Below are 24,648 nucleotides of genomic sequence, written 5' to 3'. Positions count from 1 at the left end.
TTCCCGGGACGGGTTCAGCCCGCCGTGACCGCCGCGCGGAGCTGCCCGTCGGGGCCGGCGAGCAGGACCGGGGTCTCGGGCCCGCCGAGGTCCCGTACCGCGGCGCGGTCCGCGTCCGAGGCGGCCTCGGCGGTGGAGACGACGGCCGCCGCCTCCAGCGACCGGGCGCCGCTGGCGACGGCCATGGCGACCGCGGTCTGCAACGCGCTCAGCCGGAGCGACTCCAGGGCCACGGTCCCGGCGACGTACGTCCGCCCGGTCTCGTCCCGTACCGCCGCGCCCTCGGGCACACCGTTGCGGGCGCGGGCGCTGCGCGCCAGCGTGATGATCTTGAGGTCCTCGGCGCCGAGGTCGCCGTGCTCGCGGTTGAGTGTCATGCCCCGAGCATAGGTCGGGGCACGGGATCAGCTCTGCGCGCCCTTGACGAACCTGTCGGCGGCGAGCTTGGCGAGGGCGTCGAAGTCCTTGTGGCCGGAGGCGTTCGCCGGCACGTGAACGATCTTGGCGACGCCGGTGCCCTGCCGCACGACCATCATGTTCGACTCGACGGTCATGGCCATCTGCGCCAGCTTCATCTTCAGCCGGAAGGCGTGCGACTCCTCGCCTGCCTTCGGTCCGGCGAGCTTCTCCAGCGTGACGTCCATCTTCATGCCCTGGAGTTCGGCGGCGAACCCCTTGCAGGTGTCCAGCGAGGTGCCCAGCGACTTGACGAAGTCCGTGGCGCCGGCGGCCGGGTAGGTGAAGACGTACGTGCTGAGCACGCTCTCGGCGTTGCCGCGCTCGAAGTGGGCGGACGGGCCCATCGTCGCTCCGCTGATCTCCTTGGCGACGAAGCCGGCGAGCGGCTGACACTCGGGCTTGTCGGCCTTCGGCTCCGGAGTGTCCGGCCCGGTGGAGTTCTTCCAGCCGGAGGGCAGGTCCTTCAACTCCAGCGTCGCGGCCTTCATCTGGGCCGCCGTCAGGGGCGCGGCCGCCGCCGTGGTCGGCTCGGCGGCGGGCTTGTCGGCGGCCGGCTTGTCGGCGGCCTTCTTGTCGCCGCCGTCCGTGGAGCCGCCGCACGCGGCGGTCAGGGAGAGGGCGGAGACGGTGAGTACGGCGGCCAGGCCGTGACGTATGCGGGTGCGCATGGCGAAGTGCCCCTTGCGAAGTGAGGGTTGAGGTGTGCCGGGCCGCTGCTGCGGGTCCGGACGGCGAGGAGGATATACGGCGCCGGTGACAACCCCGGGCCGACACTGTCCGAAAAGATCAGCCTCCCGTCTGTCCGCCGCCCGAACCGGACTCGGGACGACGCCGTCCGACGGCCGCCCACGGCCGACCGGCCCGGCGTGCCGGGCGCCGGTCGCCGTCGCGGCCCGGACCGCCGCCGCCGGCTCAGCCGGCCACCGGGAACATCGCTCCGCGGCGCCCCTCGGGGGAGACCAGCCACTCAAGCTTCGCCGCCGTGTCCGCCTCCGCCAGCGGCGTGTGCAGCACGATCACCAGGTCCGGCCGGGCCGGGACCCTGAGCTGGGTCGACTCGAGCGCCAGCGGGCCGGCCACCGGGTGCTCCACGATCTTGCGGAGCTGGCCGCCGGGCCGGATGTCCCGCCGCTCCCACAGCGCGGCGAACTCCGCGCTGACCGTCTTCGCCTCCTCGACCACCGCGCGGAAGCCCTCGTCGTCCGGGCACTCCGAGCAGGCGGCCCGGAACTGGGCGACGACCTGGGGCGCGAGCTCCTCCCAGTCCCCGGCCCGGGAGCGGTAGAGCGGGTCGGTGAAGAAGGAGACGAGGCAGTTCTGGGGGGCTTCGGGCCGCATGCCCAGCACGAGCGACGCCGACTCGTTGTACATGATCGTGTTCCAGTACGCGTCCATGATGTGCGCGGGGAACGGCATCCAGGCGTCGATCAGCCGGCGCAGCCCGGCGCACATGTCCCGCGCCTCGGGGTCGACTTCGGGCGCCGGCGGGTTGAGGCCGGCGAGCACATACAGGTGGCGCCGCTCGGCCGGGCTCAGCCGCAGCACCCGCGCCACCGAGTCGAGCACCTGCGGGGAGACCGTGATGTCCCGGCCCTGCTCCAGCCACTGGTACCAGGAGACCCCCACGCCGGCCAGGACCGCGACCTCCTCGCGGCGCAGTCCCGGGGTGCGGCGGCGCGCCCCGCCGTCGGGGAGGCCCGCCTCGGCGGGGGTGACCCGGGCCCGACGGCTCATCAGGAACTCGCGCAGTTCGGCCAGTCGATGCGCCTTGGCATCGGTGTTCTCGACCGCAGTGGCCACGTGCGCCCCTCCCCCGGGGATTGTCTGGTGGTACGACCAACAGGATAAGTACCCGCTCCCCAGCCTTGTTCCCGCGCGCCGAGGGTGGGGCCATGGCAACCCTGACCTCTCCTCCGACCACCCCCGCCGCTCCCCCGGCGCTCACCGGCCGCTCCCGGCTGGTCCTCTTCGTGCTGTGCGCGGCCCAGTTCATGGTGGCGCTCGACTTCTCCGTCCTGAACGTGGCGCTGCCGGTGCTCGGCGCGGATCTCGGCCTCGGGCACTCGGCGCTCCAGTGGGCGGTCACCGCCTTCGCCCTGCCCTCGGGCGGCTTCCTGCTCCTGTTCGGGCGGATCGGCGACCTCTACGGGCGCAAGAAGCTCTTCCTCGCCGGTCTGGCGCTCTTCGGCGCTGCCTCCGTGCTCGCGACCTTCGCCTGGGACCCGGCGTCCTTCCTCGCTGCGCGGGCCCTGCAGGGCGTCGGCGCGGCGGCGATCGTGCCGACCGGGATGTCCCTGCTGACCACCACCTTCCCCGAGGGGCCGCAGCGCGACCGGGCGCTCGGCATCTCCGGAACCCTGCTCTCCCTGGGCTTCACCATCGGAATGGTGCTCGGCGGTGTCATGACGGACACGCTCGGCTGGCGCTCCACCATGGGCCTGCTGGCGCTGTTCAGCCTGATCGTCCTGCCGCTGGCGCCGGGCCTGCTGCCGGAGTCCAGGACCCCGGACCGGCCCCGGCTGGACGTGCCGGGCGCGGTGACCGTCACCGGCGGGCTGCTCGCGGTGATCTACGCCCTGTCGACGGCGGCCGAGCGCGGCTTCGGCGGCGCGGACGTGCTGGTGTCCCTGGTGGCGGGCGTGGTGCTGCTCGTGGTCTTCGCGATCGTGGAGTCGCGGCACCGGGCCCCGCTGGTCTCGCTGCCGATGCTGCGGCGGCGTACGGTCGCCCTCGGCAACCTGGGCGGGCTCGTGACGTTCTCGATGATGTCCACGGTCGTCTTCGTGCTGACCCTGTACCTCCAGGAGACCCTCGGCCTGTCGGCGTTCGGCACCGGTCTCGTCTTCGGTGTGCAGGGCGTCGTGTCCGTCTTCGCGGGGTCGCTCGCCCCCCGGCTGATCGGCCGGTTCGGCGCCCGCCGCACGCTGGTGTACGCGCTCGCGGGGCAGGGCCTGTTCGTCGCCGCGCTGCTCGGCATCGGCGAGGACTCGGGCGCGCTCCTCGCGGGGGTCGCCGTCTCACTGGCGTCCATGTGCCACCTGGGCGCGATCATCTCGTACGGCCTGACCGTCACCTCCGGCGTCCCGGACACGGAACAGGGCCTGGCCACCGGTCTGGTGACGACGACCCAGCAGGTCGGCCTGACGGTCGGCATCCCGCTGCTCGGGGTTCTCGCGACCACCGGTGGGGATCTGTACGGCGGCGTGCGCACCGTCCTCGCCGTCGACGCGGCGATCGTGCTGGCGACGGCCCTGCTCCTCGCCGTCGGCCTGCGCGAACGCGGTAGGAGCACCCCCTAGGGGCGGTCGAGCCGCAGGCGCACGGCGCGGGGGAGGCCGGCGACCACCAGGTCGTACGAGTCCTCGATGAGCTCCCGGACCATCCGGTCCGGGAGCCCGGCGACCGTCACCGTGTTCCAGTGGCGCTTGTTCATGTGGTAGCCGGGGGCGACGGCCGGGTGCTCCTCCCGGAGCCGTTCCGCCTCCTCCGGTTCGCATTTGAGATTGATCCGCAGCGGCTCCGCGTCCAGCGCCGAGAGCGCGAACATCTTCCCGGCGACCTTGAAGACGGAGGTCTCCGGGGTGAACGGGAACTCCTCCGTCGCGTCGTTGAAGTCCAGGCAGAAGGCGCGCAGCTCGTCGGGGGTCATTCCGGCTTCTCCTCCGGTCGCGCGATCGGTTCCACGAGGACGGTGACGATCTTGTTCCGGCGGCCCGCCGTGGACTCGGCCGTCAGCCGCAGCTCGCGCCCGTCCGGCAGCTCCACGACCGCCTTGGCACCCGCGATCGGCACCCGGCCCAGCGCCTTGGCGAGCAGTCCGCCGACGGTCTCCACGTCCTCGTCGTCGTACTCGTCCGCGCCGAGGCCGTACAGCTCTCCGAGGTCGCCGATGTCCAGGCGGGCCGTGACGCGGTAGCGGTCCTCGCCCAGCTCCTGGACCGGCGGCAGCTCGCGGTCGTACTCGTCGGTGATCTCGCCGACGATCTCCTCCAGGATGTCCTCGATGGTGACGATCCCGGCCGTGCCGCCGTACTCGTCGATGACGACGGCGACGTGGTTGCGCTCCTGCTGCATCTCCCGCAGCAGGTCGCCGGCGTTCTTGGTGTCCGGTACGAACGCGGCCGCCCGCATCGCCGTCGAGACCAGGTCGGCCTCGGCGTCCCGGTTGATGTGCGTCTTGCGGACCAGGTCCTTCAGATACACGATGCCGACGATGTCGTCCTCGTTCTCACCCGTGACCGGGATGCGCGAGAAGCCGGAGCGCAGCGCCAGGGTGAGGGCCTGGCGGACGGTCTTGAACCGCTCGATGCAGACCAGGTCGGTCCGGGGCACCATCACCTCCCGTACGAGCGTGTCGCCGAGCTCGAAGACGGAGTGCACCATCCGGCGCTCGTCGTCCTCGATCAGCGATTCCTGCTCGGCGAGGTCGACCATCGCGCGCAGCTCGGCCTCGGAGGCGAAGGGGCCCTTGCGGAAGCCCTTGCCGGGGGTGAGCGCGTTGCCGATGAGGATCAGCAGCTGCGGGATCGGGCCCATGACCCGGGCCAGCGGCAGCAGGACGTACGCGGCGGCGGTCGCCGTGTTCAGCGGGTGCTGCCGGCCGATGGTGCGCGGCGAGACGCCGACGGCGACGTAACTGACGAGCACCATCACCGCGATGGCGATGAGGAGCGCCTCCCAGGTCTCCGGGAACTCCTCCAGACAGGCGTAGGTGACGAGGACCCCGGCCGCCATCTCGCAGGAGACGCGCACGAGCAGCGCCACATTGAGGTAGCGGGTCGGGTCGGAGGCGACCTGGACCAGCCTCTCGGCGCCGCGCCGCCCCGACCGCAGGGCCTCGGCGGCGCGGAAGCTGGAGACGCGGGCGATGCCGGCCTCGGCGCAGGCTGCGAGCCAGGCGACGACGACCAGCGCGACCGCGCCGAAGATCAGCGATGCGTTCATCGGCTGCTTCGGGGGTTCAGGAGACGGTCGGCGCCGGGGAGGGGCCGGTCAGGCCCTTCTCCGCGCGCCAGCCGTCGACGATGGCCGCCTGGAGGCCGAACATCTCGGCCTTCTCGTCCGGCTCCTCGTGGTCGTAGCCGAGGAGGTGCAGCACGCCGTGGACGGTCAGCAGCTGGAGTTCCTCGTCCATGGAGTGCTGCGTGGGCGCGTCCTCACCCTGCTTCTTGGCGACCTCGGGGCAGAGCACGATGTCGCCGAGGAGCCCCTGCGGGGGCTCCTCGGTGTCCTTCGCCGGCGGGCGCAGCTCGTCCATCGGGAAGGACATGACGTCCGTCGGGCCGGGCAGGTCCATCCACTGGATGTGCAGCTGCTCCATGGCCTCTTCGTCCACGACGATCACCGAGAGCTCGGAGAGCGGGTGGATGCGCATCCGCGCGAGGGCGTAGCGGGCGATGTCGAGGATCGCCTGCTCGTCGACCTCGGTTCCGGACTCGTTGTTGACGTCGATCGACATGGTGCGGCTGGTCTACTTCCCGTTGCGGCTGTCGTACTTCTCGTACGCGTCGACGATACGGCCGACGAGCTTGTGCCGTACGACATCGTGGGAGGTGAGCCGGGAGAAGTGGACGTCGTCCAGGCCCTCCAGGATCTCCTGGACCTGGCGCAGACCGCTCTTCGTGCCGCCGGGGAGGTCGACCTGGGTGATGTCGCCGGTGATGACGATCTTCGAGTCGAAGCCGAGCCTCGTCAGGAACATCTTCATCTGCTCGGGGCTGGTGTTCTGCGCCTCGTCGAGGATGATGAACGCGTCGTTGAGCGTCCGTCCTCGCATGTACGCCAGCGGCGCGACCTCGATCGTGCCCGAGGCCATCAGCTTCGGGATCGAGTCGGGGTCGAGCATGTCGTGCAGCGCGTCGTACAGCGGCCGCAGATACGGGTCGATCTTCTCGTACAGGGTGCCCGGCAGGAAGCCGAGCCGCTCACCCGCCTCGACGGCCGGCCGGGTCAGGATGATCCGGGTGACCTGCTTGGACTGCAGGGCCTGGACCGCCTTGGCCATGGCCAGATACGTCTTGCCGGTACCGGCGGGGCCGATGCCGAAGACGACCGTGTGCTTGTCGATCGCGTCGACATAGCGCTTCTGGTTGAGGGTCTTGGGGCGGATCGTGCGCCCCCGGCTGGAGAGGATGTTCTGGGTGAGCACCTCGGCCGGGGTCTCCTGGCCTGCCTCCGCCTTGCCGTTCTCGCTCGCCCTGAGCATGGCGATCGAGCGTTCCACTGCGTCCTCCGTCATCGGCTGCCCGGTGCGGAGCACCAGCATCATCTCGTCGAACAGGCGCTGGATCAGTGCGACTTCCGTCGCCTCGCCCACCGCGCTGACCTGGTTGCCCCGGACATGGATGTCGGTCGTGGGGAACGCCTTCTCGATCACGCGCAGCAACGCGTCACCGGAGCCGAGGACGGTCACCATCGGGTGCTTGGCGGGGACGGTGAAGTGGGCGCGGGTCTCGCCCGGTGCGCCATTGGGGGCTGTGGGTGTCTGAGTCATGGGCCGGCACTGTGGCCTGCACATACCTCCCGTTGCAGGGTTCTCGCCGCTCGACAACCTCTGGGATACAAGCCTACGACCTGGCGGTGACAAGGCCGAAGCCTTTTACGAGCGAGGTGCTCCGAAGCCGATCGTGGGGACGGCCCGGCGCAGCGGCCAGGGGCGGGCCTCGGCCGGGAGCAGCCGCTCCAGGAAGGCGTAGCGGCCGCGCAGGGCCTCCGGGTCCTGGCAGACGTGGCCCTGGACATGCTGCCACCAGGCGGCGACCTCGCCCCAGCCGGGGGCGGAGAGCGAGCCGCCGAACTCCTGCACCGACAGCGCGGCCGTCAGCCCGGCGAAGGCCAGCCGGTCGGCGAGCGGCCAGTCGGCGAGCGTTCCGGTGACGAAGCCGGCCACGAAGACGTCGCCCGCGCCGGTGGGGTCGAGGGCCGAGACCTGGATGGCCGGGACCTCGGCGGTCTCGCCGGTGGCCCCGTCGACGGCGTACGCCCCCTCGGCACCCAGCGTGACCACGGCGTAACGGACCTTGTCGGCCAGGGCGCGGGCGGCGGCGCGCGGGCAGTCGGTCCGGGTGTACCGCATCGCCTCCTGGGCGTTGGGCAGGAACGCCTCGCAGTGCTCGAGGTCGGCCAGCCCGGCCAGGTCCCAGCGGCCGGTCTCGTCCCAGCCGACGTCGGCGAAGACCTTCGCCCCGCCCCGGGCGGCCTGCGCGACCCACTCCTCGCGGCGCCCCGGTACGAGGGAGGCGACGGCGGCGCGCGCGTGCGGCGGGTAGGCGGGCAGGGCGCCGTCCAGGGGCGGGGCCTCGTGGCCGTGGGAGACCATCGTGCGCTCGCCCTCGTAGGCCATGGAGACGGTGACCGGGGAGTGCCAGCCGGGCACGGTCCGGGAGAGCGAGAGATCGATGCCCTCGCCCTGTTCGAGGGCGTCCCAGCAGTACTCGCCGTAGTGGTCGTCGCCGAAGGCGGCGGCGAGCGAGGTGCGCAGCCCGAGGCGGGCGAGCGCGGTGGCCATGTTGGCGACACCGCCGGGACTGGAACCCATGCCCCGGGCCCAGGACTCGGTGCCGCGCACCGGGGCGCTGTCGAGCCCGGTGAAGATGATGTCGAGGAAGACCGTGCCGGTGAGGAAGACGTCGCACTGGGGGTCGGTCGGCTCCCGGAGGCGCACCAACGGGTCGACCCCGGCGTCGCGTTGCTGGTCTCCCCTTGCTGTGGTCACGGCAGGCTCCCCGGTCGTGGTGCGGATCAGCTCAGTGTGCCTGATGGGGGTGGCGTGACGGGGGTGGCACAGCCGGAAGGCGAGCGCCGGTACCCGACGGATCCGACCCCAAACCAAAAGTGTCCTAGATCACATGCGCGGGGAGGGGTAACGGCTTCTCCGAGGGCTTGATGGCTTGATTACATGTAACCGCGATCCCGAGCAACACCGGGCGCTCCACCCCCTCTTCTCTTCCTTTTCCTGGAACGCCCATGTCGTCGCGCCCGCGCGCCCTGGGGCCTCTCGTCGCCCTGTTCACGGCCGGTTATGTCGCCCCGTACCTGCTGCCGACCGTCGTCGGCCGGCTCTCCGCCGGACTCGGTCTCACCCCCGCCCAGGCGGGCCTGGTGGGCTCGGTCCTGCTCCTCGCCTCCGCTTCCGCCGGTTTCACGCTCGCCGCGCGCGTGGAGCGGCTCGGCCCGCGCCGGGTCGCGCGGATCGGCCTGCTGGCCATGTGCGTCGGCTACGGCACGGCGGCGCTCACCGCGGCCGTCCCGCTGGTCGTCGGCGGCGCGGTCGTCGGCGGATTCGGCTCCGGTACCGCGACGGCGGTGGCCGCGACCGGCATCGCCGCGCAGCGGGATCCGCACCGGGCCTCGACGCTCGGTCTCCTGTCGGTCTCGGCGGCCGCGGGCGCGTTGTATCTGACGCTGCCGCACCTCGGTGGTGGTCACGCGCTGCCGTTCGCCGCCATCGCCCTGACGGCGGCGCTGGTGTGGCCGCTGACGGCCGGCCTGCCGGACGGGCGGGGCGTTCCCCGGGCCGACTCGACGATCCGCCCGGGCCGGCTCGGCCGGGTCCGCCGGGTCGCCGCCGCCTCGGCGGCGCGGACGCCTGCCACCGGCTCCTCCTCGCTGCCGGACGGCCCGGCTCCCGGGTCGTCCCCGCTGCTGCCCCACCGGCGCTCGGGCATCGTGCTCGCCGCGGCGATCCTCCTCTGGTCGATGGCCCAGAACGCACTGTGGGGCGTGAGCGGCCGGATCGGCCTGACCCAGGCCGGGCTGACCGAGGTCACCGTCGGCGCCGTCTTCGCCGCGGCGCTCGGCGCCGGTCTCCTCGGGGTCACCGCGGCGGGCGCGCTCGGCGCACGCCTCGGCCGGGCTGTGCCGATCGGGGCCGGAACCGCGATCATCGCCTGCTGTGTGCTGCTGAGTTCGGCGGCCGGGAGCCTGCCCGCCTTCGCGACCGGCGAGATCCTCTGGAACCTCTTCTACCCGGTGGTCCTGTCGTACCTGCTGGGCCTGGCCGCCTCCCTGGACCCGCGCGGCCGCTGGGCGGTCCTGGTCGGCTCGGCGTCCTCCCTCGGGGTGGCCTGCGGTCCGGTCGTCGGCAGCGTCCTGTCGGAGGCCGCCGGGTACCCGGGCATGGGCCTCGTCCTGTGCGCCGTGCTCCTGGTGCTCGCGGTCCCGATGACCGCGGTCGCCCTGCACACCTCCGGCCGCCCCCTGGTTCCGGGCTCCGTCCGCCGCCGCGGCGGCGCCCCGGCGGCGGTGGTCGCGGGCACGACGACCGCCTCCACGGGTCTGCTCCCCCAGATGGGCGCCCCGGAACAGGAGGTCACCGAGCTGCCGGTGTCCGCCAACCCCCGCGTCGTACAGCGCTCCTTCCGCCTCGCCCGCCCGAACGACCGCGGTTAGGGCCTGTCCCCTGGATCTGACCCGGCACTTTGTCTGACGAAATGGGATAGGGGACATTCGGGTGGTGAGCGGGACGTACCGCAACCGCCGTCGGGTGGCGCGCACTCTTCCTGTGCAGTCGCACGACAACTGAGGAGGCACCCATGACCGCGCTCCAGACGTTCACCACGGTCCCGACCGCGCTGTCGGACCTCGACCCCTACCGCTTCCCCGCCGTGTTCGACCACGACCTTCCCGAGGAGCCCCGAACGGCCCAGGGAGTCATGGACATGGACGCCGGCGACTACATGCTGCCCGCGCCCGCGCCGGCCAGCCGCCTGCCGCTGCCGCTGGCGCCGGAGGACCGCCGCCGCCTGGATCTGCACGCCGCGCTCACCACGGCGGGCATCGCGCCCCTGCCGGGCGACCTCGACGCCATCGAGGCGCTGTGCAGGCTGGACGACACCACCCACACCGCGCTCCAGCGGTGGATCACCCACACCGTCTGAGCCGGTTCCGGGCGATCCACCGTGGCCGCGGGCCGACCGCTCAGAAGTCGTCGGCGCCGTTGCGCGGCTCCGGACGGACCGGCGGCCCGGAACCCCGCTCTCCGCGCCCCCGGCCTGGTGATCATCGGCCCGGACCGCGTCCGACCCGCGGCGCCCCTACTCCGCGTCGAAGTCGTACGCCTCGACCTCGGCGAGGTACCGCGCCCTGCGGGCCTCGTCGTCGTCGAGGAACGACGCCTCGAAGGAGTTGCGCGCCAGGGTCCGCAGCCGGTCGCGGCTCAGCCCGAGCGCGCCGCGCACCGCCGCGAACGTGTCGCCGACGTAGCCGCCGAAGTAGGCGGGGTCGTCGGAGTTGACCGTCACCATCAGGCCCGCGTCCATCATCGAGGCCAGCGGGTGGTCCTCCAGGACGTCGATCGCCCTCAGCCGTACGTTCGACAGCGGGCACAGCGTGAGCGGTACCCGCTCGCGGGCGAGCCGCTCCACCAGCTCCGAGTCCTCCATCGCGCGCAGGCCGTGGTCGATCCGCTCCACGCCGAGGACGTCCAGGGCCTCGCGGATGTAGGCCGGCGGGCCCTCCTCGCCCGCGTGGGCGACCTTGCGCAGGCCGAGCGCCTCGGCCGCCGCGTACACCTCGCGGAACTTCGACGGCGGGTGCCCCACCTCCGCCGAGTCCAGGCCGACGCCCGTGATCCGGTGCAGATGCGGCTTCGCCGCCTCCAGGGTCGCCATCGCCGACTCGGCGGACTCGTCGCGCAGGAAGCACATGATCAGCCGGGTCGAGACGCCGTACCGCTCCTCGGCCCCGTCCAGCGCGCGGGCCAGGCCTTCGATCACGGTGCCGATGGCCACGCCGCGTGCCGTGTGCGCCTGCGGGTCGAAGAAGATCTCCGCGTGCCGGACGCCCTGCTCGGCGGCCCGCGCCAGATACGCGTCGGTGAGCTCGGTGAAGTCCTCCGCCGTCCGCAGGACGGACATCAGGCCGTAGTACAGGTCGAGGAACGACTGCAGGTCGCTGAAGAGGTACGCCTTGCGCAGCTCCTCGGTGTCCGCGAACGGCAGGGTGACGCCGTTGCGCGCCGCGAGCGCGAAGGCCAGCTCGGGCTCGAGGGTGCCCTCGATGTGGAGGTGCAGTTCGGCCTTGGGAAGAGGCTGGGGCATGGCTCTATCTTTTCGGTAGGGGGACCCGCATGAGGTCCTGGGCAATGCTCAGCTCGCCCTCGAACCCTGCCGCCCGTGCCTGGCGCTCGAACTCCGCCGGGTCGCTGTAGCGCTGCGAGAAGTGGGTCAGCACGAGATGCCGCACGCCCGCCTCGCGCGCGACCGAGGCCGCCTGTCCGGCCGTCAGGTGGCCGTGGTCCGTGGCGAGCCGTACGTCCTCGTCGAGGAAGGTCGACTCGATGACGAGCATGTCGGCGCCGTCGGCGAGCGCGTACACGCCGTCGCAGAGCCGGGTGTCCATGACGAACGCGAAACGCTGCCCTCGCCGGATCTCGCTGACGTCGTCGAGCGTGACCCCGTCGAGGACGCCCTCGCGCTGGAGCCGGCCGACGTCCGGGCCCTTGATCCCGTGCGCGGCGAGCTTCGCCGGGAGTATGCGGCGCCCGTCGGGCTCGGTCAGCCGGTAGCCGTACGACTCGACGGGGTGCGAGAGCCGGTACGCGTCGAGGGTGTACGCGTCGGTGACGGCGAGGGGGCCGTCGGCGGCGACCGGGTTCTCGGTCAGCCGTACGGTCTCGCGGTAGGCCGTCGCGTACCGCAGCCGCTCGAAGAAGCGCTGCCCGCTCGCCGGGTAGTGCGCGGTGACCGCGTGCGGGACCTGGTCGAGGTTGATCCGCTGGATCACCCCGGCCAGGCCGAGCGAGTGGTCGCCGTGGAAGTGCGTGACACAGATCCGGTCGAGGTCGTGGGCCGCGACGCCGGCCCGCAGCATCTGGCGCTGGGTGCCCTCGCCGGGGTCGAAGAGGATGCCCTGGCCGTCCCAGCGCAGCAGATAGCCGTTGTGGTTGCGGTGCCGGGTGGGCACCTGGCTGGCGGTGCCGAGGACGACCAGTTCACGTACGGACACGACCGGTTGGTTCCTCTTATCCGGGGGGCCAGTTGAGGCCGCGGCCGCCCAGCACGTGCGCGTGGGCGTGGAAAACGGTCTGGCCCGCGCCGGCGCCGGTGTTGAAGATGATCCGGAAGCCGCTGCCGTCGACCTTCTCCTGCGCGGCGATCTCGCCGGCCTCGCGCAGCATGTCGGCGGCCACGGTCGGCGCGGCGGCGGCGAGGGAGGCGGCGTCCGGGTAATGGAGGCGCGGGATGACGAGGACGTGCGTGGGCGCCTGCGGGTTGATGTCCCGGAAGGCGAGGGTCGTCTCCGTCTCCCGGACGATCGTCGCCGGGACCTCCCCCTCCGCGATCTTGCAGAACAGGCAATCGCTCTGCGGCTCTCCGGCCATGGCCCGGGCCTCCTCGCCTTCGATGATCAGTACACGGGCATCGTATCGGCCGCGCCGGAGCCGGGGGCCGCGGTGTCGGGGCGCGGCGGCCGCGCTCCGGCGGCGGGCCGCCGCGCCGGGCTCCTGCGGGCGGGCGGAGTCAGGACCAGCGGCCCGTACGGCCGAGCAGCAGCGCGGTCGCCGCCGTGCCGGCCGTGGAGGTGCGCAGGACGCTGTGGCCCAGCCGGTACGGCTTCGCGCCCGCCTCCTCGAAGAGCGCCAACTCCTCCCGGGACACGCCCCCTTCCGGCCCGACGACCAGCACGATCTCGCCGTCGGCGGGGAGTCGCGCGTCGGCGAGCGCGCCGCTGGGGTGGGCCCGGTCCTCGTGCAGGACGGCCGCGAAGTCGGCGCCCGCGAGGAGCGCCGCCACCTGCTTGGTGGTCATCGCGTCGGCGACCTCGGGAAAGCGCGTACGGCGCGACTGCTTGCCTGCCTCGCGCGCGGTGGCCCGCCATTTGGCGAGGGCCTTCAGGCCCCGGTCGCCCTTCCACTGGGTGATGCAGCGGGACGCGGCCCACGGCACGATCGCGTCGACACCGGTCTCGGTCATGATCTCGACGGCGAGTTCGCCCCGGTCACCCTTGGGCAGCGCCTGGACGACGGTGATGCGGGGCGTGGGCTCCGGCTCCTCGTACGTCCCCGAGACCTCGACGGTCAGCTGGTCCTTGCCCTCGGCGGCGAGGACGACGCAGTCGGCCCAGGCGCCGCGCCCGTCCGTGAGGACGAGCTCCTCCCCCGCGCGCAGGCGCTTCACGGAGACGGCGTGGCGGCCCTCGGAGCCGTCCAGGAGGAAGCTCCCGGTGCCGGGGACGGCGTCGACGACGAAGACGGGTGCGGTCATGTCACGTTCCTCTGGGCGAGCGCGGAGAGCGCGGTGTCGAGTTCGGCGGCCAGCACCTCGACGAGCTGTCCCGCCGGGAGTTCGCGGGCGAGCCGGTGGCCCTGGCCGGCCCACAGGGCCATGCCCTGCGCGTCGCCCGCGGTGGCGGCGGCCTTGCGCAGCGGGGCCGTGAGGTGGTGGACCTCGGGGTATGCGGCGGGGGCGTACGGGCCGTGCTCGCGCATGAAGCGGTTTACCAGGCCGCGCGCCGGGCGGCCGGAGAATGCCCGGGTGAGTTCGGTGCGGGCGAAGAGCGGCTGGGTCATGGCCCGCTTGTGCAGCGGATGCGCGCCCGATTCCGGGGTCACGAGGAAGGCGGTGCCGAGCTGGGCGGCGTCCGCCCCGGCGGCGAGCACGGCGGCGATCTGCGCCCCGCGCATGAGCCCGCCGGTCGCGACGATCGGCAGCTGTACCGCTTCCCGGACCTGGGTGACCAGCGTCAGCAGCCCGGTCCCGTCGCCAGCCTCCGGGTCGTCGCGGTGGGTCCCCTGGTGCCCGCCCGCCTCCACGCCCTGGGCGCAGACCGCGTCGGCCCCGGCCCGCTGGGCGGCCTGGGCCTCCTCGGCGGAGGTGACGGTGACGACGGTGAACGTACCGGCGCGGGCGAAGGCTTGGAGGGTGTCGCGGCCGGGGCAGCCGAAGGTGAAGGAGACGACGGGGACCGGGTCCTCCAGCAGGATGGCCACCTTGGCGTCGAACGCGTCGTCGCGTCCGCTGTCGGCGTCGCCGAGGGCGGTGTCGTACCAGGTGGCCTCGCCGGCGAGCTGGTGACCGTACATCTCGACGGCGGCGGGGTCGGCGGGCTGCCCGCTCTGCGGCATGAAGAGGTTGACGCCGAAGGGCTGCCCGGTCAGCCCGCGGACCTGTTTGATCTCCTGGTACATGCCGCCGGCCGTCTTGTAGCCGCCGGCCAGGAAACCGAGACCTCCGGCCTCGCACACGGCTCCGACCAGCTGCGGACAGGAGGCGCCACCCGCCATGGGGGCCTGCACGATCGGGTACCGGGAGAGATCGTTCAGTGCGGTGGACATGCAGGCATCGTGTCATGAGCGGGTACCGCACCCGAAACCCCGGAGGGCGCCCTCCGCGGTCGGCGGAGGGCGCCCTCGTACGGGCTCGGCGGGGCGCCGACTACCGCCCGTTGAACGCGTCCTTGAGACGGGAGAACAGGCCCTGCTGTCCCGGCTGGAACTGGCCGGTCGGCCGTTCCTCGCCGCGCAGCTTCGCCAGCTCCCGCAGCAGGCGCTCCTGCTCCGGGTCCAGCTTCGACGGCGTCGTGACCTCGACGTGCACGATCAGGTCGCCGCGCCCGCCACCGCGCAGATGCGTGATGCCGCGCCCGTGCAGCGGGATCGACTGGCCCGACTGCGTGCCCGGGCGGATGTCGACCTCCTCGACGCCGTCGAGCGTCTGCAACGGCACCTTGGTGCCGAGCGCGCCCGCCGTCATCGGGATCGTGACCGTGCAGTGCAGGTCGTCGCCGCGCCGCTGGAAGGTCTCGTGCGGGACCTCGTGGATCTCGACGTACAGGTCACCGGCGGGGCCGCCGCCGGGGCCGACCTCGCCCTCGCCGGCGAGCTGGATGCGCGTGCCGTTGTCGACGCCGGCCGGGATCTTCACGGTCAGCGTGCGACGCGAGCGGACCCGGCCGTCGCCCGCGCACTCCGGGCACGGGGTCGGGACGACGGTGCCGAAGCCCTGGCACTGGGGGCAGGGGCGGGAGGTCATGACCTGGCCCAGGAAGGACCGGGTGACCTGCGAGACCTCACCGCGGCCGCGGCACATGTCACAGGTCTGCGCGGAGGTACCGGGCGCGGCGCCCTCGCCCGAGCAGGTCGTGCAGACGACCGCGGTGTCGACCTGGATGTCCTTCGTCGTACCGAAGGCGGCCTCGTTGAGGTCGATCTCCAGCCGGATCATCGCGTCCTGGCCGCGTCGCGTCCGCGAGCGCGGCCCGCGCTGCGACGCCGTACCGAAGAACGCGTCCATGATGTCCGAGAAGTTCCCGAAGCCGCCCTGGCCGAAGCCGCCGGCGCCGCCGGCACCGCCGGAGGCCGAGAGCGGGTCGCCGCCGAGGTCGTAGACCTGCTTCTTCTGCGGGTCCGACAACACCTCATAGGCGGCGTTGATCTCCTTGAACCGCTCCTGCGTCTTCGGATCGGGATTCACATCCGGGTGCAGCTCGCGGGCGAGCCGCCGGAATGCCTTCTTGATCTCGTCCTGGGACGCGTCGCGGCGCACGCCGAGTACGGCGTAGTAGTCCGTGGCCACTTACGACTCCGCCAGGATCTGTCCGACGTAACGTGCCACTGCGCGTACCGCTCCCATCGTTCCGGGGTAGTCCATGCGGGTCGGTCCGACCACGCCGAGTTTGGCGACTGCCTCGTCGCCCGAACCGTAGCCGACCGCGACGACGGACGTGGAGGTGAGTCCCTCGTGGGCGTTCTCGTGCCCGATCCGTACGGTCATGCCCGAGTCCTTGGCCTCGCCGAGCAGCTTGAGGAGCACGACCTGCTCCTCGAGCGCTTCCAGCACCGGCCTGATCGTGAGGGGGAAGTCGTGCCCGAAGCGGGTGAGATTGGCGGTGCCGCCGATCATCAGCCGTTCCTCGTGCTCTTCCACCAGGGTTTCCAGCAGGGTCGCGAGAACCGTCGAGACCGTGCCGCGGTCCTCCGTCTCCTCGAAGGACTCCGGGAGATCCTGCACCAGCTGGGGCACGTCCGCGAAACGGCGGCCGACGACCCGGCTGTTGAGCCGGGCCCGCAGATCCGCCAGCGAGGTCTCGCCGAACGGCGCCGGGCAGTCGATCATCCGCTGCTCGACCCGGCCGGTGTCCGTGATCAGGACGAGCATCAGCCGGGCGGGGGCCAGCGAGAGCAGTTCCACGTGCCGGACCGTCGAGCGGGTCAGCGACGGGTACTGCACGACGGCGACCTGGCGGGTCAGCTGCGCGAGCAGCCGGACCGTACGCCCGACGACGTCGTCGAGGTCCACGGCGCCGTCGAGGAAGTTGTGGATGGCGCGCCGCTCGGGCGTCGACAGCGGCTTGACACCGGCCAGCCGGTCGACGAAGAGGCGGTAGCCCTTGTCGGTCGGGATGCGTCCGGCGCTGGTGTGCGGCTGGGCGATGTAGCCCTCGTCCTCCAGGACGGCCATGTCGTTGCGCACCGTGGCGGGCGAGACGCCGAGCTTGTGGCGCTCCGTGAGCGCCTTGGAGCCGACGGGCTCCTCCGTCCCGACGTAGTCCTGGACGATGGCGCGCAGCACCTCGAGTCTGCGTTCGCTGAGCATGGGCGCACACCTCCAGCTGGCGTTCCGGTTGCTCCGTGTTTGGCACTCGCCCTGTTCGAGTGCCAGGAATCCCCCGGCCAGTGTACGGCGGTGGTCGTCGTTCCTGGCAAGGAGGCGGCGACGGAGTCGCTTCTCACCTCCGCCGTAGCGGATAGCGTCGCCGCATGGATGTCGGTTGGGAAGAGTTCGGCTGGGAGCGGCTCGCGGACGGGGTCGGGCGGCGGCGACTGCCCGTCTGGGACGCCACGGTGGGCCTGGTGCTCGGCGAGAGGGCGGTGCTGCTGTACGACACGGGCTCCACGCTCCGCGAGGGCGCCGAGCTGCGGACGCAGGTGGAGGCGATGACCGGCCGCAAGGTGACGCACATCGCACTGAGCCACCCGCACTTCGACCATGTGCTGGGCACCGCGGCGTTCTCAGGGGCGGAGGTGTACGGGGCGGTGGGCGTCGACGAGCTGCTGCGCCGGGAGCGGCACGCGCTGCGGACGGACGCGGTACGGCACGGGGTCGACGAGGCGGCCGCCACGGAGGCGACCGACGTGCTGGTGGCGCCGCGCCACACGGTGTCCGGCGAGTGGACGCTGGAGCTGGGCGGCCGGCAGGTGCTCCTTGCCAATGTGGGCCCCGGCCACACGGGCCACGACCTGGTGCTTCTCGTGACCGGCGCCCGGGAGATCGTGTTCTGCGGCGACCTGGTCGAGGAGTCCGGGGAGCCGCAGGCCGGGCCGGACGCGATCGGCTCGCGCTGGCCGGCGGCGCTCGACCGGCTGGTGGAGCTGGGCGGGGAGGACGCGGTGTACGTGCCGGGGCACGGGGCGGTCGTCGACGCCGCGTTCGTACGGACACAACGGGAAGAGCTGGCACGGCGCTTCGGAGTGTCATAACGTCGCGCGAATGCGCAGCTACAACCCGGACCTGACGCCCCCTTGGAAGAAGCCGGCCCCGGTGCCCGAGGTTCCGGCGGACGTCGACCTCGTGGTGGAGGAGGTGTCGACGGGCTTCTGCGGGGCGGTGATCCGCTGTGAGGCGGGCACCGTGACCCTGGAGGACCGCTTCGGCAAGCACCGGGTCTTCCCGATGGAGCCGCGCGGCTTCCTCCTGGAGGGCCGTGTGGTGACCCTGGTGCGTCCCGCGGCGGCGTCGCCCTCCCGCCCCGCCCGTACGGCCTCGGGCTCGATCGCGGTCCCGGGCGCGCGGGCCCGGGTCGCCCGCGCGGGCCGCATCTACGTGGAAGGCCGCCACGACGCCGAGCTGGTGGAGCGGGTGTGGGGCGACGACCTGCGCATCGAGGGCGTCGTGGTGGAGTACCTGGAGGGCATCGACGACCTGCCGTCCATCGTCGCCGACTTCGGCCCGGCGCCGGACGCGCGGCTCGGGGTGCTGGTCGACCACCTCGTGGAGGGGTCGAAGGAGTCCCGTATCGCGTCCCGGGTCTCCTCCCCGGACGTCCTGATCGTCGGCCACCCCTACATCGACGTCTGGGAGGCGGTGAAGCCGTCCTCCGTCGGCATCCCGGCCTGGCCGGCCGTCCCGCGGGGCCAGGACTGGAAGACGGGCGTCTGCCGCGCGCTCGGCTGGCCGGAGAACACGGGCGCGGCCTGGCAGCACATCCTGTCGAAGGTGCGCTCCTACAAGGACCTCGAGCCGTCGCTCCTGGGCCGCGTGGAAGAACTGATCGACTTCGTCACGGCGCCGTAGTCCCACAAGGGTCCGAGACAGGCCGCAGGGCCTGTCTCGGACCTGATCCGCCGGACAGGCCTGGGGAGAGTCCGCACAGTATCGCCGTCCGCCCGAAGGGCGGGCCAGGCGAGACTCTGCGGGCAACGAACTAGTCGACCAGGTCCCTCACCACGGCGTCCGCCAGCAAGCGACCCCGGAGCGTCAGGACCGCGCGCCCCGACGCGTACGCGGTCGGGTCGAGGAGGCCCTCGTCGCGGGCGCGCAGCGACGCTGCCAGGCCGTCCGGCCGCAGGAGGTCCAGCGGGCACCCCTCACGGAGCCGGAGCTCGAGGAGCACCCGCTCCACGCGCCGGTCCTCCGCCGACAGGATCTCCCGCCCGGCGCCCGGCGACCTTCCCGACGCCAGCGCCGCCGCGTACGCCCCCGGATGCTTCACGTTCCACCAGCGCACACCGCCCACGTGGCTGTGCGCCCCCGGCCCCGCGCCCCACCAGTCGGCGCCGCGCCAGTACAGCTCGTTGTGCAGGCAGCGCCCGGCCTCAGTGGCGGCCCAGTTCGACACCTCGTACCACTCGAAACCGGCCTCCGCGAACACCGAGTCCGCGATCAGATACCGGTCCGCGTGCACGTCGTCGTCGGTCATCGGCACCTCGCCCCGCCGGATCCGCCGCGCCAGCTGCGTCCCCTCCTCCACGATCAGCGCGTACGCGCTGACATGGTCGGGGCCGGCGCCGATCGCCGCGTCGAGCGAGGCCCGCCAGTCGTCGTCGGACTCCCCCGGCGTGCCGTAGATCAGGTCCAGGTTGACGTGTTCGAAGCCCGCCGCCCGCGCCTCCGCCACGCACGCCTCGGGGCGCCCCGGCGTGTGCGTACGGTCCAGGACCTTCAGGACGTGCTGCCGCGCACTCTGCATCCCGAACGAGATCCGGTTGAACCCGCCCGCCCGCAGCTCCGCCAGGTACGCCGGGTCCACCGACTCCGGGTTCGCCTCGGTCGTCACCTCGGCGTCGTCCGCGAGCCCGAACTCGTCCCGGATCGCTCCCAGCATCCGTACGAGATCCCCGGCGGCGAGCAGGGTCGGCGTCCCGCCGCCCACGAACACGGTCCGCACCGGCCGCGGGTCGTCGCCCAGCACCTTCCGGGCGAGCCGGATCTCCTCGACGACCTGCTCGGCGTAGTTGTCGCGGGAGGCGAGCACGCCCCCGCTGCCGCGCAGCTCGCTCGCGGTGTACGTGTTGAAGTCGCAGTAGCCGCAGCGCGTCGCGCAGTACGGCACGTGCAGATAGAACCCGAGGGGCCGCTCGGCCGCCCCTTCCAGGGCGTGCGCGGGCAGCGCCCCGGTCTCGGGCATGGGCTCACCATCGGGCAGTACGGAAGGCATGAGCCCATTGTCCCGTACCGCCCGAGGTGAGCCGCCTGCGGCGACCAGAGGCCAGGATCAGGCCGCGGTCACGCCTCGCGCGCGCCCGCGTACATCTCGTCGATCAGGTGCTTGTACGTCCGCTCGACCACCGGCCGCTTGAGCTTCAAGGACGGGGTCAGCTCGCCGTGCTCGATGTCGAGGTCGCGCGGCAGGAGACGGAACTTCTTGATCGTCTGCCAGCGCTGGAGGCCCTCGTTGAGGCGGTCGACGTATCCCTGGATCAGCTTCTCGGCCTGCGGGGACGCGACGACCTCGGCGTAGGTCCTGCCTTCGAGGCCGTTGTCGGCCGCCCAGCCGAGGATGGTGGGCTCGTCGAGCGCGATCAGGGCCGTGCAGTAGTTCCGGTCGGCGCCGTGGACGAGGATGTTGGAGACGAACGGACAGACGGCCTTGAACTGCCCCTCGACCTCGGCGGGGGCGATGTACTTGCCGCCCGAGGTCTTGATCAGGTCCTTCTTGCGGTCGGTGATGCGGAGGTAGCCGTCGGCGGAGAGCTCGCCGATGTCGCCCGTGTGGAACCAGCCGTCGGACTCCAGGACCTCGGCCGTCTTCTCGGGCAGGCCGTGGTAGCCCTCCATGACGCCGGGGCCGCGCAGCAGGATCTCGCCGTCGTCGGCGATGCGGACCTCGCAGCCGGGGAGCGGCTTGCCGACGGTGCCGGTGCGGTAGGCCTCGCCCGGGTTGACGAAGGAGGCCGCGCTGGTCTCCGTCAGGCCGTACCCCTCCAGGATGTGGATGCCGGCGCCGGCGAAGAAGTAGCCGATCTCGGGCGAGAGGGCGGCGGAGCCGGAGACGGCGGCGCGCAGCCGGCCGCCGAAGGCCTCGCGGAGCTTGGAGTAGACGAGCGCGTCGGCGACCTTGTGCTTGGCGTTGAGGCCGAAGGGGGCCGAGGCGGTGCCGGTGCGCCGGAAGTTGTCCTGGGTGACCTTGGCGTACTCACGGGCGACGCCCGCCGCCCACTGGAAGATCTTGTACTTGGCGCCGCCGCCGGCCCGGGCCTTGGCGGCGACTCCGTTGTAGACCTTCTCGAAGATGCGGGGCACGGCGGCCATGTAGGTCGGCTGGACCACCGGCAGATTCTCGATGATCTTGTCGACGCGGCCGTCGACGGCGGTGACGTGGCCGACCTCGATCTGGCCGGAGGTCAGCACCTTGCCGAAGACGTGGGCCAGCGGCAGCCACAGGTACTGGACGTCGTCCTTGGTGACCAGGCCGGTCGCGGCGATGGCCTTGGCCATGTACGACCAGTTGTCGTGCGGGAGGCGGACGCCCTTGGGGCGGCCGGTGGTACCCGAGGTGTAGATGAGGGTGGCGAGCTGGCGGGAGCTGATGGCCGCGACGCGCTCCTTGACCGCCTCGGGCTTCTTCTCCAGGTACGCCTTGCCGCGCGCCTCCAGGTCGGCGAGGGTCAGCACCCACTCGTCGGTCTCCACGCCCGTGGGGTCGATGACGACGACGTGGTGGAGGCCGGGCAGGTCGGCGCGGCGCTCGCGGGCCTTGGCCAGCTGGGCCGCGTCCTCCGCGATGAGGACCTTCGACTCGGAGTCGGAGAGGATGAACGCCGACTCCTCGGCGTTGGTCGACGGGTAGACGGTGGTGGTCGCGGCGCCCGCGCACATCACGCCGAGGTCGGCGAGGATCCATTCCACCCGGGTGGAGGAGGCCAGGGCGACCCGCTCCTCGGGCTGGACTCCGAGGTCGATCAGGCCGGCGGCGATGGCGTAGACCCGTTCGGCCGCCTGCCCCCAGCTGAGCGACTTCCAGTCGTCGGGCCCCTGGCCGGAGGCGGCCGGGACCGGGTAGCGATAGGCCTCCGCGTCGGGAGTCCGCGCCACGCGCTCAAGGAAGAGGGCTGCCACGGAGGGCGGCCGGTTCTCGATCAGGGTCTGTGTGTCGCTCACGACGTCCTCCGGGCGGCGGCGGTGCCTGCTGGTGGTGCGATCTGGCGTGCGTTTCTAACTGGCGAGTAACCTTCGAGCCGGGATCAGAGTAGATGGCCGAAGTCCGCCGCGTAAGGCCCTGTGGGCCGCCGCTTGATACCCGGTTGATAACAGAACGAACGCCGAACGGGCCCGCGCACAGTCCGTGCGTGGGCCCGTTCGGTGTATCTGTCAGCTATGCGTCCGCCGAGTGGCCGATCACTTCTTGCTCTTGCCGCCGGCGGAGTCGTCGCTCGACAGGACGGCGATGAAGGCCTCCTGCGGGACCTCCACGGAGCCGACCATCTTCATCCGCTTCTTGCCTTCCTTCTGCTTCTCCAGCAGCTTCCGCTTACGGGAGATGTCACCGCCGTAGCACTTGGCGAGGACGTCCTTGCGGATGGCGCGGATGGTCTCACGGGCGATGACACGCGAGCCGATGGCGGCCTGGATCGGGACCTCGAACGCCTGCCGCGGGATCAGCTCACGCAGCTTGGCGACGAGCCGTACGCCGTACGCGTACGCCGCGTCCTTGTGGGTGACGGCGGAGAACGCGTCGACCTTGTCGCCGTGCAGCAGGATGTCGACCTTGACCAGGCTGGAGGCCTGCTCGCCGGTGGGCTCGTAGTCGAGGGAGGCGTAACCGCGCGTCTTGGACTTCAGCTGGTCGAAGAAGTCGAAGACGATCTCGGCGAGGGGGAGGGTGTAGCGGATCTCCACCCGGTCCTCGGAGAGGTAGTCCATACCGAGGAGGGTGCCGCGGCGGGTCTGGCACAGCTCCATGATCGCGCCGATGAACTCGCTGGGGGCGAGGATCGTGGCGCGTACGACGGGCTCGTACACGTCGCTGATCTTGCCCTCGGGGAACTCGCTCGGGTTGGTGACCGTGTGCTCGCTGCCGTCCTCCATGACCACGCGGTAGACCACGTTGGGGGCGGTGGCGATCAGGTCGAGGCCGAACTCGCGCTCCAGGCGCTCCCGGATCACGTCCAGGTGGAGCAGGCCGAGGAAGCCGACGCGGAAACCGAAGCCGAGGGCGGCGGAGGTCTCCGGCTCGTAGACCAGCGCGGCGTCGTTGAGCTGCAGCTTGTCGAGGGCCTCGCGGAGGTCCGGGTACTCCGATCCGTCCAGCGGGTAGAGGCCCGAGAACACCATCGGCTTGGGGTCCTTGTACCCGCCGAGCGCCTCGGTGGCGCCCTTGCTCAGCGAGGTGATCGTGTCACCGACCTTGGACTGACGGACGTCCTTCACGCCGGTGATGATGTAGCCGACCTCGCCGACGCCGATGCCGTCGGCGGGAGTCATCTCCGGGGACGAGACGCCGATCTCGAGCAGTTCGTGGGTGGCGCCGGTCGACATCATCTTGATGCGCTCGCGCTTGTTGAGCTGGCCGTCGACGACTCGTACGTACGTCACGACACCGCGGTAGGAGTCGTAGACCGAGTCGAAGATCATCGCGCGGGCGGGCGCGTCGGCCACACCGACGGGAGCCGGCACGTTCTCCACGACCCGGTCGAGCAGCGCCTCGACGCCGAGGCCCGTCTTGGCGGAGACCTTGAGCACGTCCTCGGGCTGGCAGCCGATGAGGTTGGCGAGCTCCTCGGAGAACTTCTCCGGCTGGGCGGCCGGCAGGTCGATCTTGTTCAGTACGGGAACGATGGTGAGGTCGTTCTCCATCGCCAGATAGAGGTTCGCCAGGGTCTGCGCCTCGATGCCCTGGGCCGCGTCCACGAGCAGGATCGTGCCCTCACAGGCGGCGAGGGAGCGCGACACCTCGTACGTGAAGTCGACGTGCCCGGGGGTGTCGATCATGTTCAGGATGTGGGTCTTGCCCTGGCCCGTGCCCTCGGTGGGCGCCCAGGGCAGCCGGACCGCCTGGGACTTGATCGTGATGCCGCGCTCGCGCTCGATGTCCATCCGGTCGAGGTACTGGGCGCGCATCTGCCGTTGGTCGACGACACCGGTCAGCTGGAGCATCCGGTCGGCAAGGGTCGACTTGCCGTGGTCGATGTGCGCGATGATGCAGAAATTGCGGATCAGCGCCGGGTCGGTACGGCTCGGCTCGGGCACGTGGGTAGGAGTCGCGGGCACGCAGGGTCTCGTCTCGGGGCGATGTCGGATCGATACGTAGGCTCCATGGTCCCACGACCGCGGCGCTGTGCTCGGTTTGGGCGGCACTGAGAGCGCCTGATACCGTGGACAGCTGTGTCTCGTGTGCCCTCTCAGCTACGGGACACGCCCTCAGAAACATCATCGAACCTGAAAAGGCTCTTTTCGTGGCGAACATCAAGTCCCAGATCAAGCGGAACAAGACGAACGAGAAGGCGCGCCTGCGCAACAAGGCCGTCAAGTCCTCGCTCAAGACCGCGATCCGCAAGGCCCGCGAGGCCGTCGCCGCGGGTGACGTCGAGAAGGCCGTCGTGGCTTCTCGCGCCGCCTCCCGCGCGCTCGACAAGGCTGTCTCGAAGGGTGTCATCCACAAGAACGCCGCCGCCAACAAGAAGTCGGCGCTGGCCACCAAGGTTGCCGCTCTGCAGGGCTGAGCTCTGATGTGACGCCGGACGGGACCAAGCGGGCCCTCTCTTCCGCTCCCACCCGGCACCCCGGACTCGCGCGCGACACGCGTTCGCCA

At 71.7% G+C, this 24,648-nt stretch carries 24 protein-coding genes; 6 read left to right on the top strand and 18 right to left on the bottom strand.

The window, feature by feature from the left end:
- Window positions 1–14: 14 nt before the first annotated feature.
- The 3 genes from ABZY12_RS09015 to ABZY12_RS09005 form a co-directional block, all read right to left on the bottom strand.
- Window positions 15–377, bottom strand: coding sequence for a cytidine deaminase (locus tag ABZY12_RS09015; RefSeq protein WP_356888623.1), 363 nt, complete (start codon window positions 375–377; stop codon window positions 15–17).
- Between the two features lie 27 nt (window positions 378–404).
- Window positions 405–1,127, bottom strand: coding sequence for a hypothetical protein (locus ABZY12_RS09010; protein WP_356888622.1), 723 nt, complete (start codon window positions 1,125–1,127; stop codon window positions 405–407).
- A gap of 244 nt (window positions 1,128–1,371) precedes the next feature.
- The gene (locus ABZY12_RS09005) at window positions 1,372–2,259 is read right to left on the bottom strand and encodes a helix-turn-helix transcriptional regulator (RefSeq protein ID WP_356888621.1); all 888 of its coding nucleotides are present in this window, start codon (window positions 2,257–2,259) and stop codon (window positions 1,372–1,374) included.
- A gap of 92 nt (window positions 2,260–2,351) precedes the next feature.
- On the opposite strand from ABZY12_RS09005, the gene ABZY12_RS09000 reads away from it, so the two are divergent.
- Window positions 2,352–3,758: an MFS transporter gene (locus ABZY12_RS09000; RefSeq protein WP_356888620.1), complete on the top strand. Its 1,407-nt coding sequence runs from the start codon at window positions 2,352–2,354 to the stop codon at window positions 3,756–3,758.
- On the opposite strand, the gene ABZY12_RS08995 is transcribed toward ABZY12_RS09000, so the two are convergent.
- From ABZY12_RS08995 to ABZY12_RS08975, 5 genes are all read right to left on the bottom strand, one after another.
- Window positions 3,755–4,108, bottom strand: a complete 354-nt coding sequence (locus tag ABZY12_RS08995) for an MmcQ/YjbR family DNA-binding protein (protein WP_356888619.1) — start codon at window positions 4,106–4,108, stop codon at window positions 3,755–3,757. The two genes, ABZY12_RS09000 and ABZY12_RS08995, sit on opposite strands and share 4 nt — an antisense overlap.
- Window positions 4,105–5,403 (bottom strand): hemolysin family protein, encoded by a 1,299-nt coding sequence (locus ABZY12_RS08990; RefSeq protein ID WP_356888618.1) that lies wholly within the window; start codon window positions 5,401–5,403, stop codon window positions 4,105–4,107. The genes ABZY12_RS08995 and ABZY12_RS08990 overlap by 4 nt, the downstream gene beginning before the upstream one ends.
- A 16-nt stretch (window positions 5,404–5,419) precedes the next feature.
- The gene (gene ybeY, locus ABZY12_RS08985; protein ID WP_356888617.1) at window positions 5,420–5,917 is read right to left on the bottom strand and encodes an rRNA maturation RNase YbeY; all 498 of its coding nucleotides are present in this window, start codon (window positions 5,915–5,917) and stop codon (window positions 5,420–5,422) included.
- Window positions 5,918–5,929: 12 nt separating this feature from the next.
- Entirely contained in the window at window positions 5,930–6,952 is a 1,023-nt protein-coding gene (locus ABZY12_RS08980) for a PhoH family protein (RefSeq protein ID WP_356888616.1), read from the bottom strand.
- Window positions 6,953–7,057: 105 nt separating this feature from the next.
- A complete protein-coding gene (locus ABZY12_RS08975) occupies window positions 7,058–8,173 on the bottom strand; it encodes a PfkB family carbohydrate kinase (RefSeq protein ID WP_356888615.1) in 1,116 nt (371 codons plus the stop codon).
- A gap of 251 nt (window positions 8,174–8,424) precedes the next feature.
- Here ABZY12_RS08975 and ABZY12_RS08970 point away from each other — a divergent pair, with 251 nt between their 5' ends.
- Together ABZY12_RS08970 and ABZY12_RS08965 are read left to right on the top strand one after the other, a co-directional pair.
- Window positions 8,425–9,849, top strand: coding sequence for an MFS transporter (locus ABZY12_RS08970; RefSeq protein WP_356888614.1), 1,425 nt, complete (start codon window positions 8,425–8,427; stop codon window positions 9,847–9,849).
- A 143-nt stretch (window positions 9,850–9,992) separates the two neighbouring features.
- On the top strand, window positions 9,993–10,337 hold the full coding sequence (locus ABZY12_RS08965) for a hypothetical protein (RefSeq protein ID WP_356888613.1): 345 nt from the start codon (window positions 9,993–9,995) through the stop codon (window positions 10,335–10,337).
- Between the two features lie 156 nt (window positions 10,338–10,493).
- Here the strand turns inward: ABZY12_RS08965 and ABZY12_RS08960 are convergent, their stop codons facing one another.
- The 7 genes from ABZY12_RS08960 to hrcA all read right to left on the bottom strand — a co-directional run bounded on the left by ABZY12_RS08960 (window position 10,494) and on the right by hrcA (window position 16,994).
- A complete protein-coding gene (locus tag ABZY12_RS08960; RefSeq protein WP_356888612.1) occupies window positions 10,494–11,498 on the bottom strand; it encodes an adenosine deaminase in 1,005 nt (334 codons plus the stop codon).
- 4 nt (window positions 11,499–11,502) lie between these two features.
- Window positions 11,503–12,405: a ribonuclease Z gene (locus tag ABZY12_RS08955; RefSeq protein ID WP_356888611.1), complete on the bottom strand. Its 903-nt coding sequence runs from the start codon at window positions 12,403–12,405 to the stop codon at window positions 11,503–11,505.
- A 16-nt stretch (window positions 12,406–12,421) separates the two neighbouring features.
- Window positions 12,422–12,781, bottom strand: coding sequence for a histidine triad nucleotide-binding protein (locus ABZY12_RS08950; RefSeq protein WP_356888610.1), 360 nt, complete (start codon window positions 12,779–12,781; stop codon window positions 12,422–12,424).
- 139 nt (window positions 12,782–12,920) lie between these two features.
- Complete coding sequence (locus ABZY12_RS08945; RefSeq protein WP_356888609.1) at window positions 12,921–13,664, bottom strand: 16S rRNA (uracil(1498)-N(3))-methyltransferase; 744 nt, start codon at window positions 13,662–13,664, stop codon at window positions 12,921–12,923.
- A complete protein-coding gene (locus tag ABZY12_RS08940; RefSeq protein ID WP_356888608.1) occupies window positions 13,661–14,734 on the bottom strand; it encodes a nitronate monooxygenase in 1,074 nt (357 codons plus the stop codon). Before ABZY12_RS08940 ends, ABZY12_RS08945 begins: the two co-directional genes overlap by 4 nt.
- 100 nt (window positions 14,735–14,834) lie before the next feature.
- Window positions 14,835–15,974 carry a molecular chaperone DnaJ gene (gene dnaJ, locus ABZY12_RS08935; RefSeq protein ID WP_356888607.1) on the bottom strand — a complete coding sequence of 380 codons (1,140 nt, stop codon included), beginning with the start codon at window positions 15,972–15,974 and terminating at the stop codon, window positions 14,835–14,837.
- Complete coding sequence (gene hrcA, locus ABZY12_RS08930) at window positions 15,975–16,994, bottom strand: heat-inducible transcriptional repressor HrcA (protein WP_137989367.1); 1,020 nt, start codon at window positions 16,992–16,994, stop codon at window positions 15,975–15,977.
- Window positions 16,995–17,158: 164 nt separating this feature from the next.
- On the opposite strand from hrcA, the gene ABZY12_RS08925 reads away from it, so the two are divergent.
- Window positions 17,159–17,878, top strand: coding sequence for an MBL fold metallo-hydrolase (locus ABZY12_RS08925; protein WP_356888606.1), 720 nt, complete (start codon window positions 17,159–17,161; stop codon window positions 17,876–17,878).
- A 10-nt stretch (window positions 17,879–17,888) separates the two neighbouring features.
- A complete protein-coding gene (locus ABZY12_RS08920) occupies window positions 17,889–18,692 on the top strand; it encodes a DUF3097 domain-containing protein (RefSeq protein WP_356888605.1) in 804 nt (267 codons plus the stop codon).
- A 130-nt stretch (window positions 18,693–18,822) separates the two neighbouring features.
- On the opposite strand, the gene hemW is transcribed toward ABZY12_RS08920, so the two are convergent.
- The 3 genes from hemW to lepA all read right to left on the bottom strand — a co-directional run bounded on the left by hemW (window position 18,823) and on the right by lepA (window position 24,107).
- A complete protein-coding gene (hemW, locus tag ABZY12_RS08915) occupies window positions 18,823–20,055 on the bottom strand; it encodes a radical SAM family heme chaperone HemW (protein WP_356888604.1) in 1,233 nt (410 codons plus the stop codon).
- Window positions 20,056–20,123: 68 nt separating this feature from the next.
- Window positions 20,124–21,998, bottom strand: a complete 1,875-nt coding sequence (locus ABZY12_RS08910) for an AMP-dependent synthetase/ligase (RefSeq protein ID WP_356888603.1) — start codon at window positions 21,996–21,998, stop codon at window positions 20,124–20,126.
- A 237-nt stretch (window positions 21,999–22,235) separates the two neighbouring features.
- A complete protein-coding gene (gene lepA / locus ABZY12_RS08905; RefSeq protein WP_356888602.1) occupies window positions 22,236–24,107 on the bottom strand; it encodes a translation elongation factor 4 in 1,872 nt (623 codons plus the stop codon).
- A gap of 185 nt (window positions 24,108–24,292) precedes the next feature.
- Here lepA and rpsT point away from each other — a divergent pair, with 185 nt between their 5' ends.
- Entirely contained in the window at window positions 24,293–24,559 is a 267-nt protein-coding gene (rpsT, locus tag ABZY12_RS08900) for a 30S ribosomal protein S20 (protein ID WP_137989361.1), read from the top strand.
- The last annotated feature ends 89 nt before the right edge of the window (window positions 24,560–24,648 follow it).

Origin of the sequence: Streptomyces sp. NPDC006551 (genome assembly GCF_040611675.1) — a bacterium.
GTDB lineage: Bacteria > Actinomycetota > Actinomycetes > Streptomycetales > Streptomycetaceae > Streptomyces.
The sequence above is the reverse complement of the archived record's forward strand: the minus strand, read 5'-3'. Positions and strand labels throughout refer to the sequence as shown.

Coding starts and splice junctions, on each gene's coding strand:
- hemW (WP_356888604.1), bottom strand. CDS start 20,055: ATGCCTTCCGTACTGCCCGATGGTGAGCCCATGCCCGAGACCGGGGCG.
- ABZY12_RS08970 (WP_356888614.1), top strand. CDS start 8,425: ATGTCGTCGCGCCCGCGCGCCCTGGGGCCTCTCGTCGCCCTGTTCACG.
- ybeY (WP_356888617.1), bottom strand. CDS start 5,917: ATGTCGATCGACGTCAACAACGAGTCCGGAACCGAGGTCGACGAGCAG.
- ABZY12_RS08950 (WP_356888610.1), bottom strand. CDS start 12,781: ATGGCCGGAGAGCCGCAGAGCGATTGCCTGTTCTGCAAGATCGCGGAG.
- hrcA (WP_137989367.1), bottom strand. CDS start 16,994: ATGCTCAGCGAACGCAGACTCGAGGTGCTGCGCGCCATCGTCCAGGAC.
- ABZY12_RS08990 (WP_356888618.1), bottom strand. CDS start 5,403: ATGAACGCATCGCTGATCTTCGGCGCGGTCGCGCTGGTCGTCGTCGCC.
- ABZY12_RS08980 (WP_356888616.1), bottom strand. CDS start 6,952: ATGACTCAGACACCCACAGCCCCCAATGGCGCACCGGGCGAGACCCGC.
- ABZY12_RS09010 (WP_356888622.1), bottom strand. CDS start 1,127: ATGCGCACCCGCATACGTCACGGCCTGGCCGCCGTACTCACCGTCTCC.
- ABZY12_RS08945 (WP_356888609.1), bottom strand. CDS start 13,664: ATGACCGCACCCGTCTTCGTCGTCGACGCCGTCCCCGGCACCGGGAGC.
- ABZY12_RS08995 (WP_356888619.1), bottom strand. CDS start 4,108: ATGACCCCCGACGAGCTGCGCGCCTTCTGCCTGGACTTCAACGACGCG.
- ABZY12_RS08960 (WP_356888612.1), bottom strand. CDS start 11,498: ATGCCCCAGCCTCTTCCCAAGGCCGAACTGCACCTCCACATCGAGGGC.
- ABZY12_RS08940 (WP_356888608.1), bottom strand. CDS start 14,734: ATGTCCACCGCACTGAACGATCTCTCCCGGTACCCGATCGTGCAGGCC.
- ABZY12_RS08925 (WP_356888606.1), top strand. CDS start 17,159: ATGGATGTCGGTTGGGAAGAGTTCGGCTGGGAGCGGCTCGCGGACGGG.
- ABZY12_RS09015 (WP_356888623.1), bottom strand. CDS start 377: ATGACACTCAACCGCGAGCACGGCGACCTCGGCGCCGAGGACCTCAAG.
- ABZY12_RS09000 (WP_356888620.1), top strand. CDS start 2,352: ATGGCAACCCTGACCTCTCCTCCGACCACCCCCGCCGCTCCCCCGGCG.
- ABZY12_RS08920 (WP_356888605.1), top strand. CDS start 17,889: ATGCGCAGCTACAACCCGGACCTGACGCCCCCTTGGAAGAAGCCGGCC.
- ABZY12_RS08965 (WP_356888613.1), top strand. CDS start 9,993: ATGACCGCGCTCCAGACGTTCACCACGGTCCCGACCGCGCTGTCGGAC.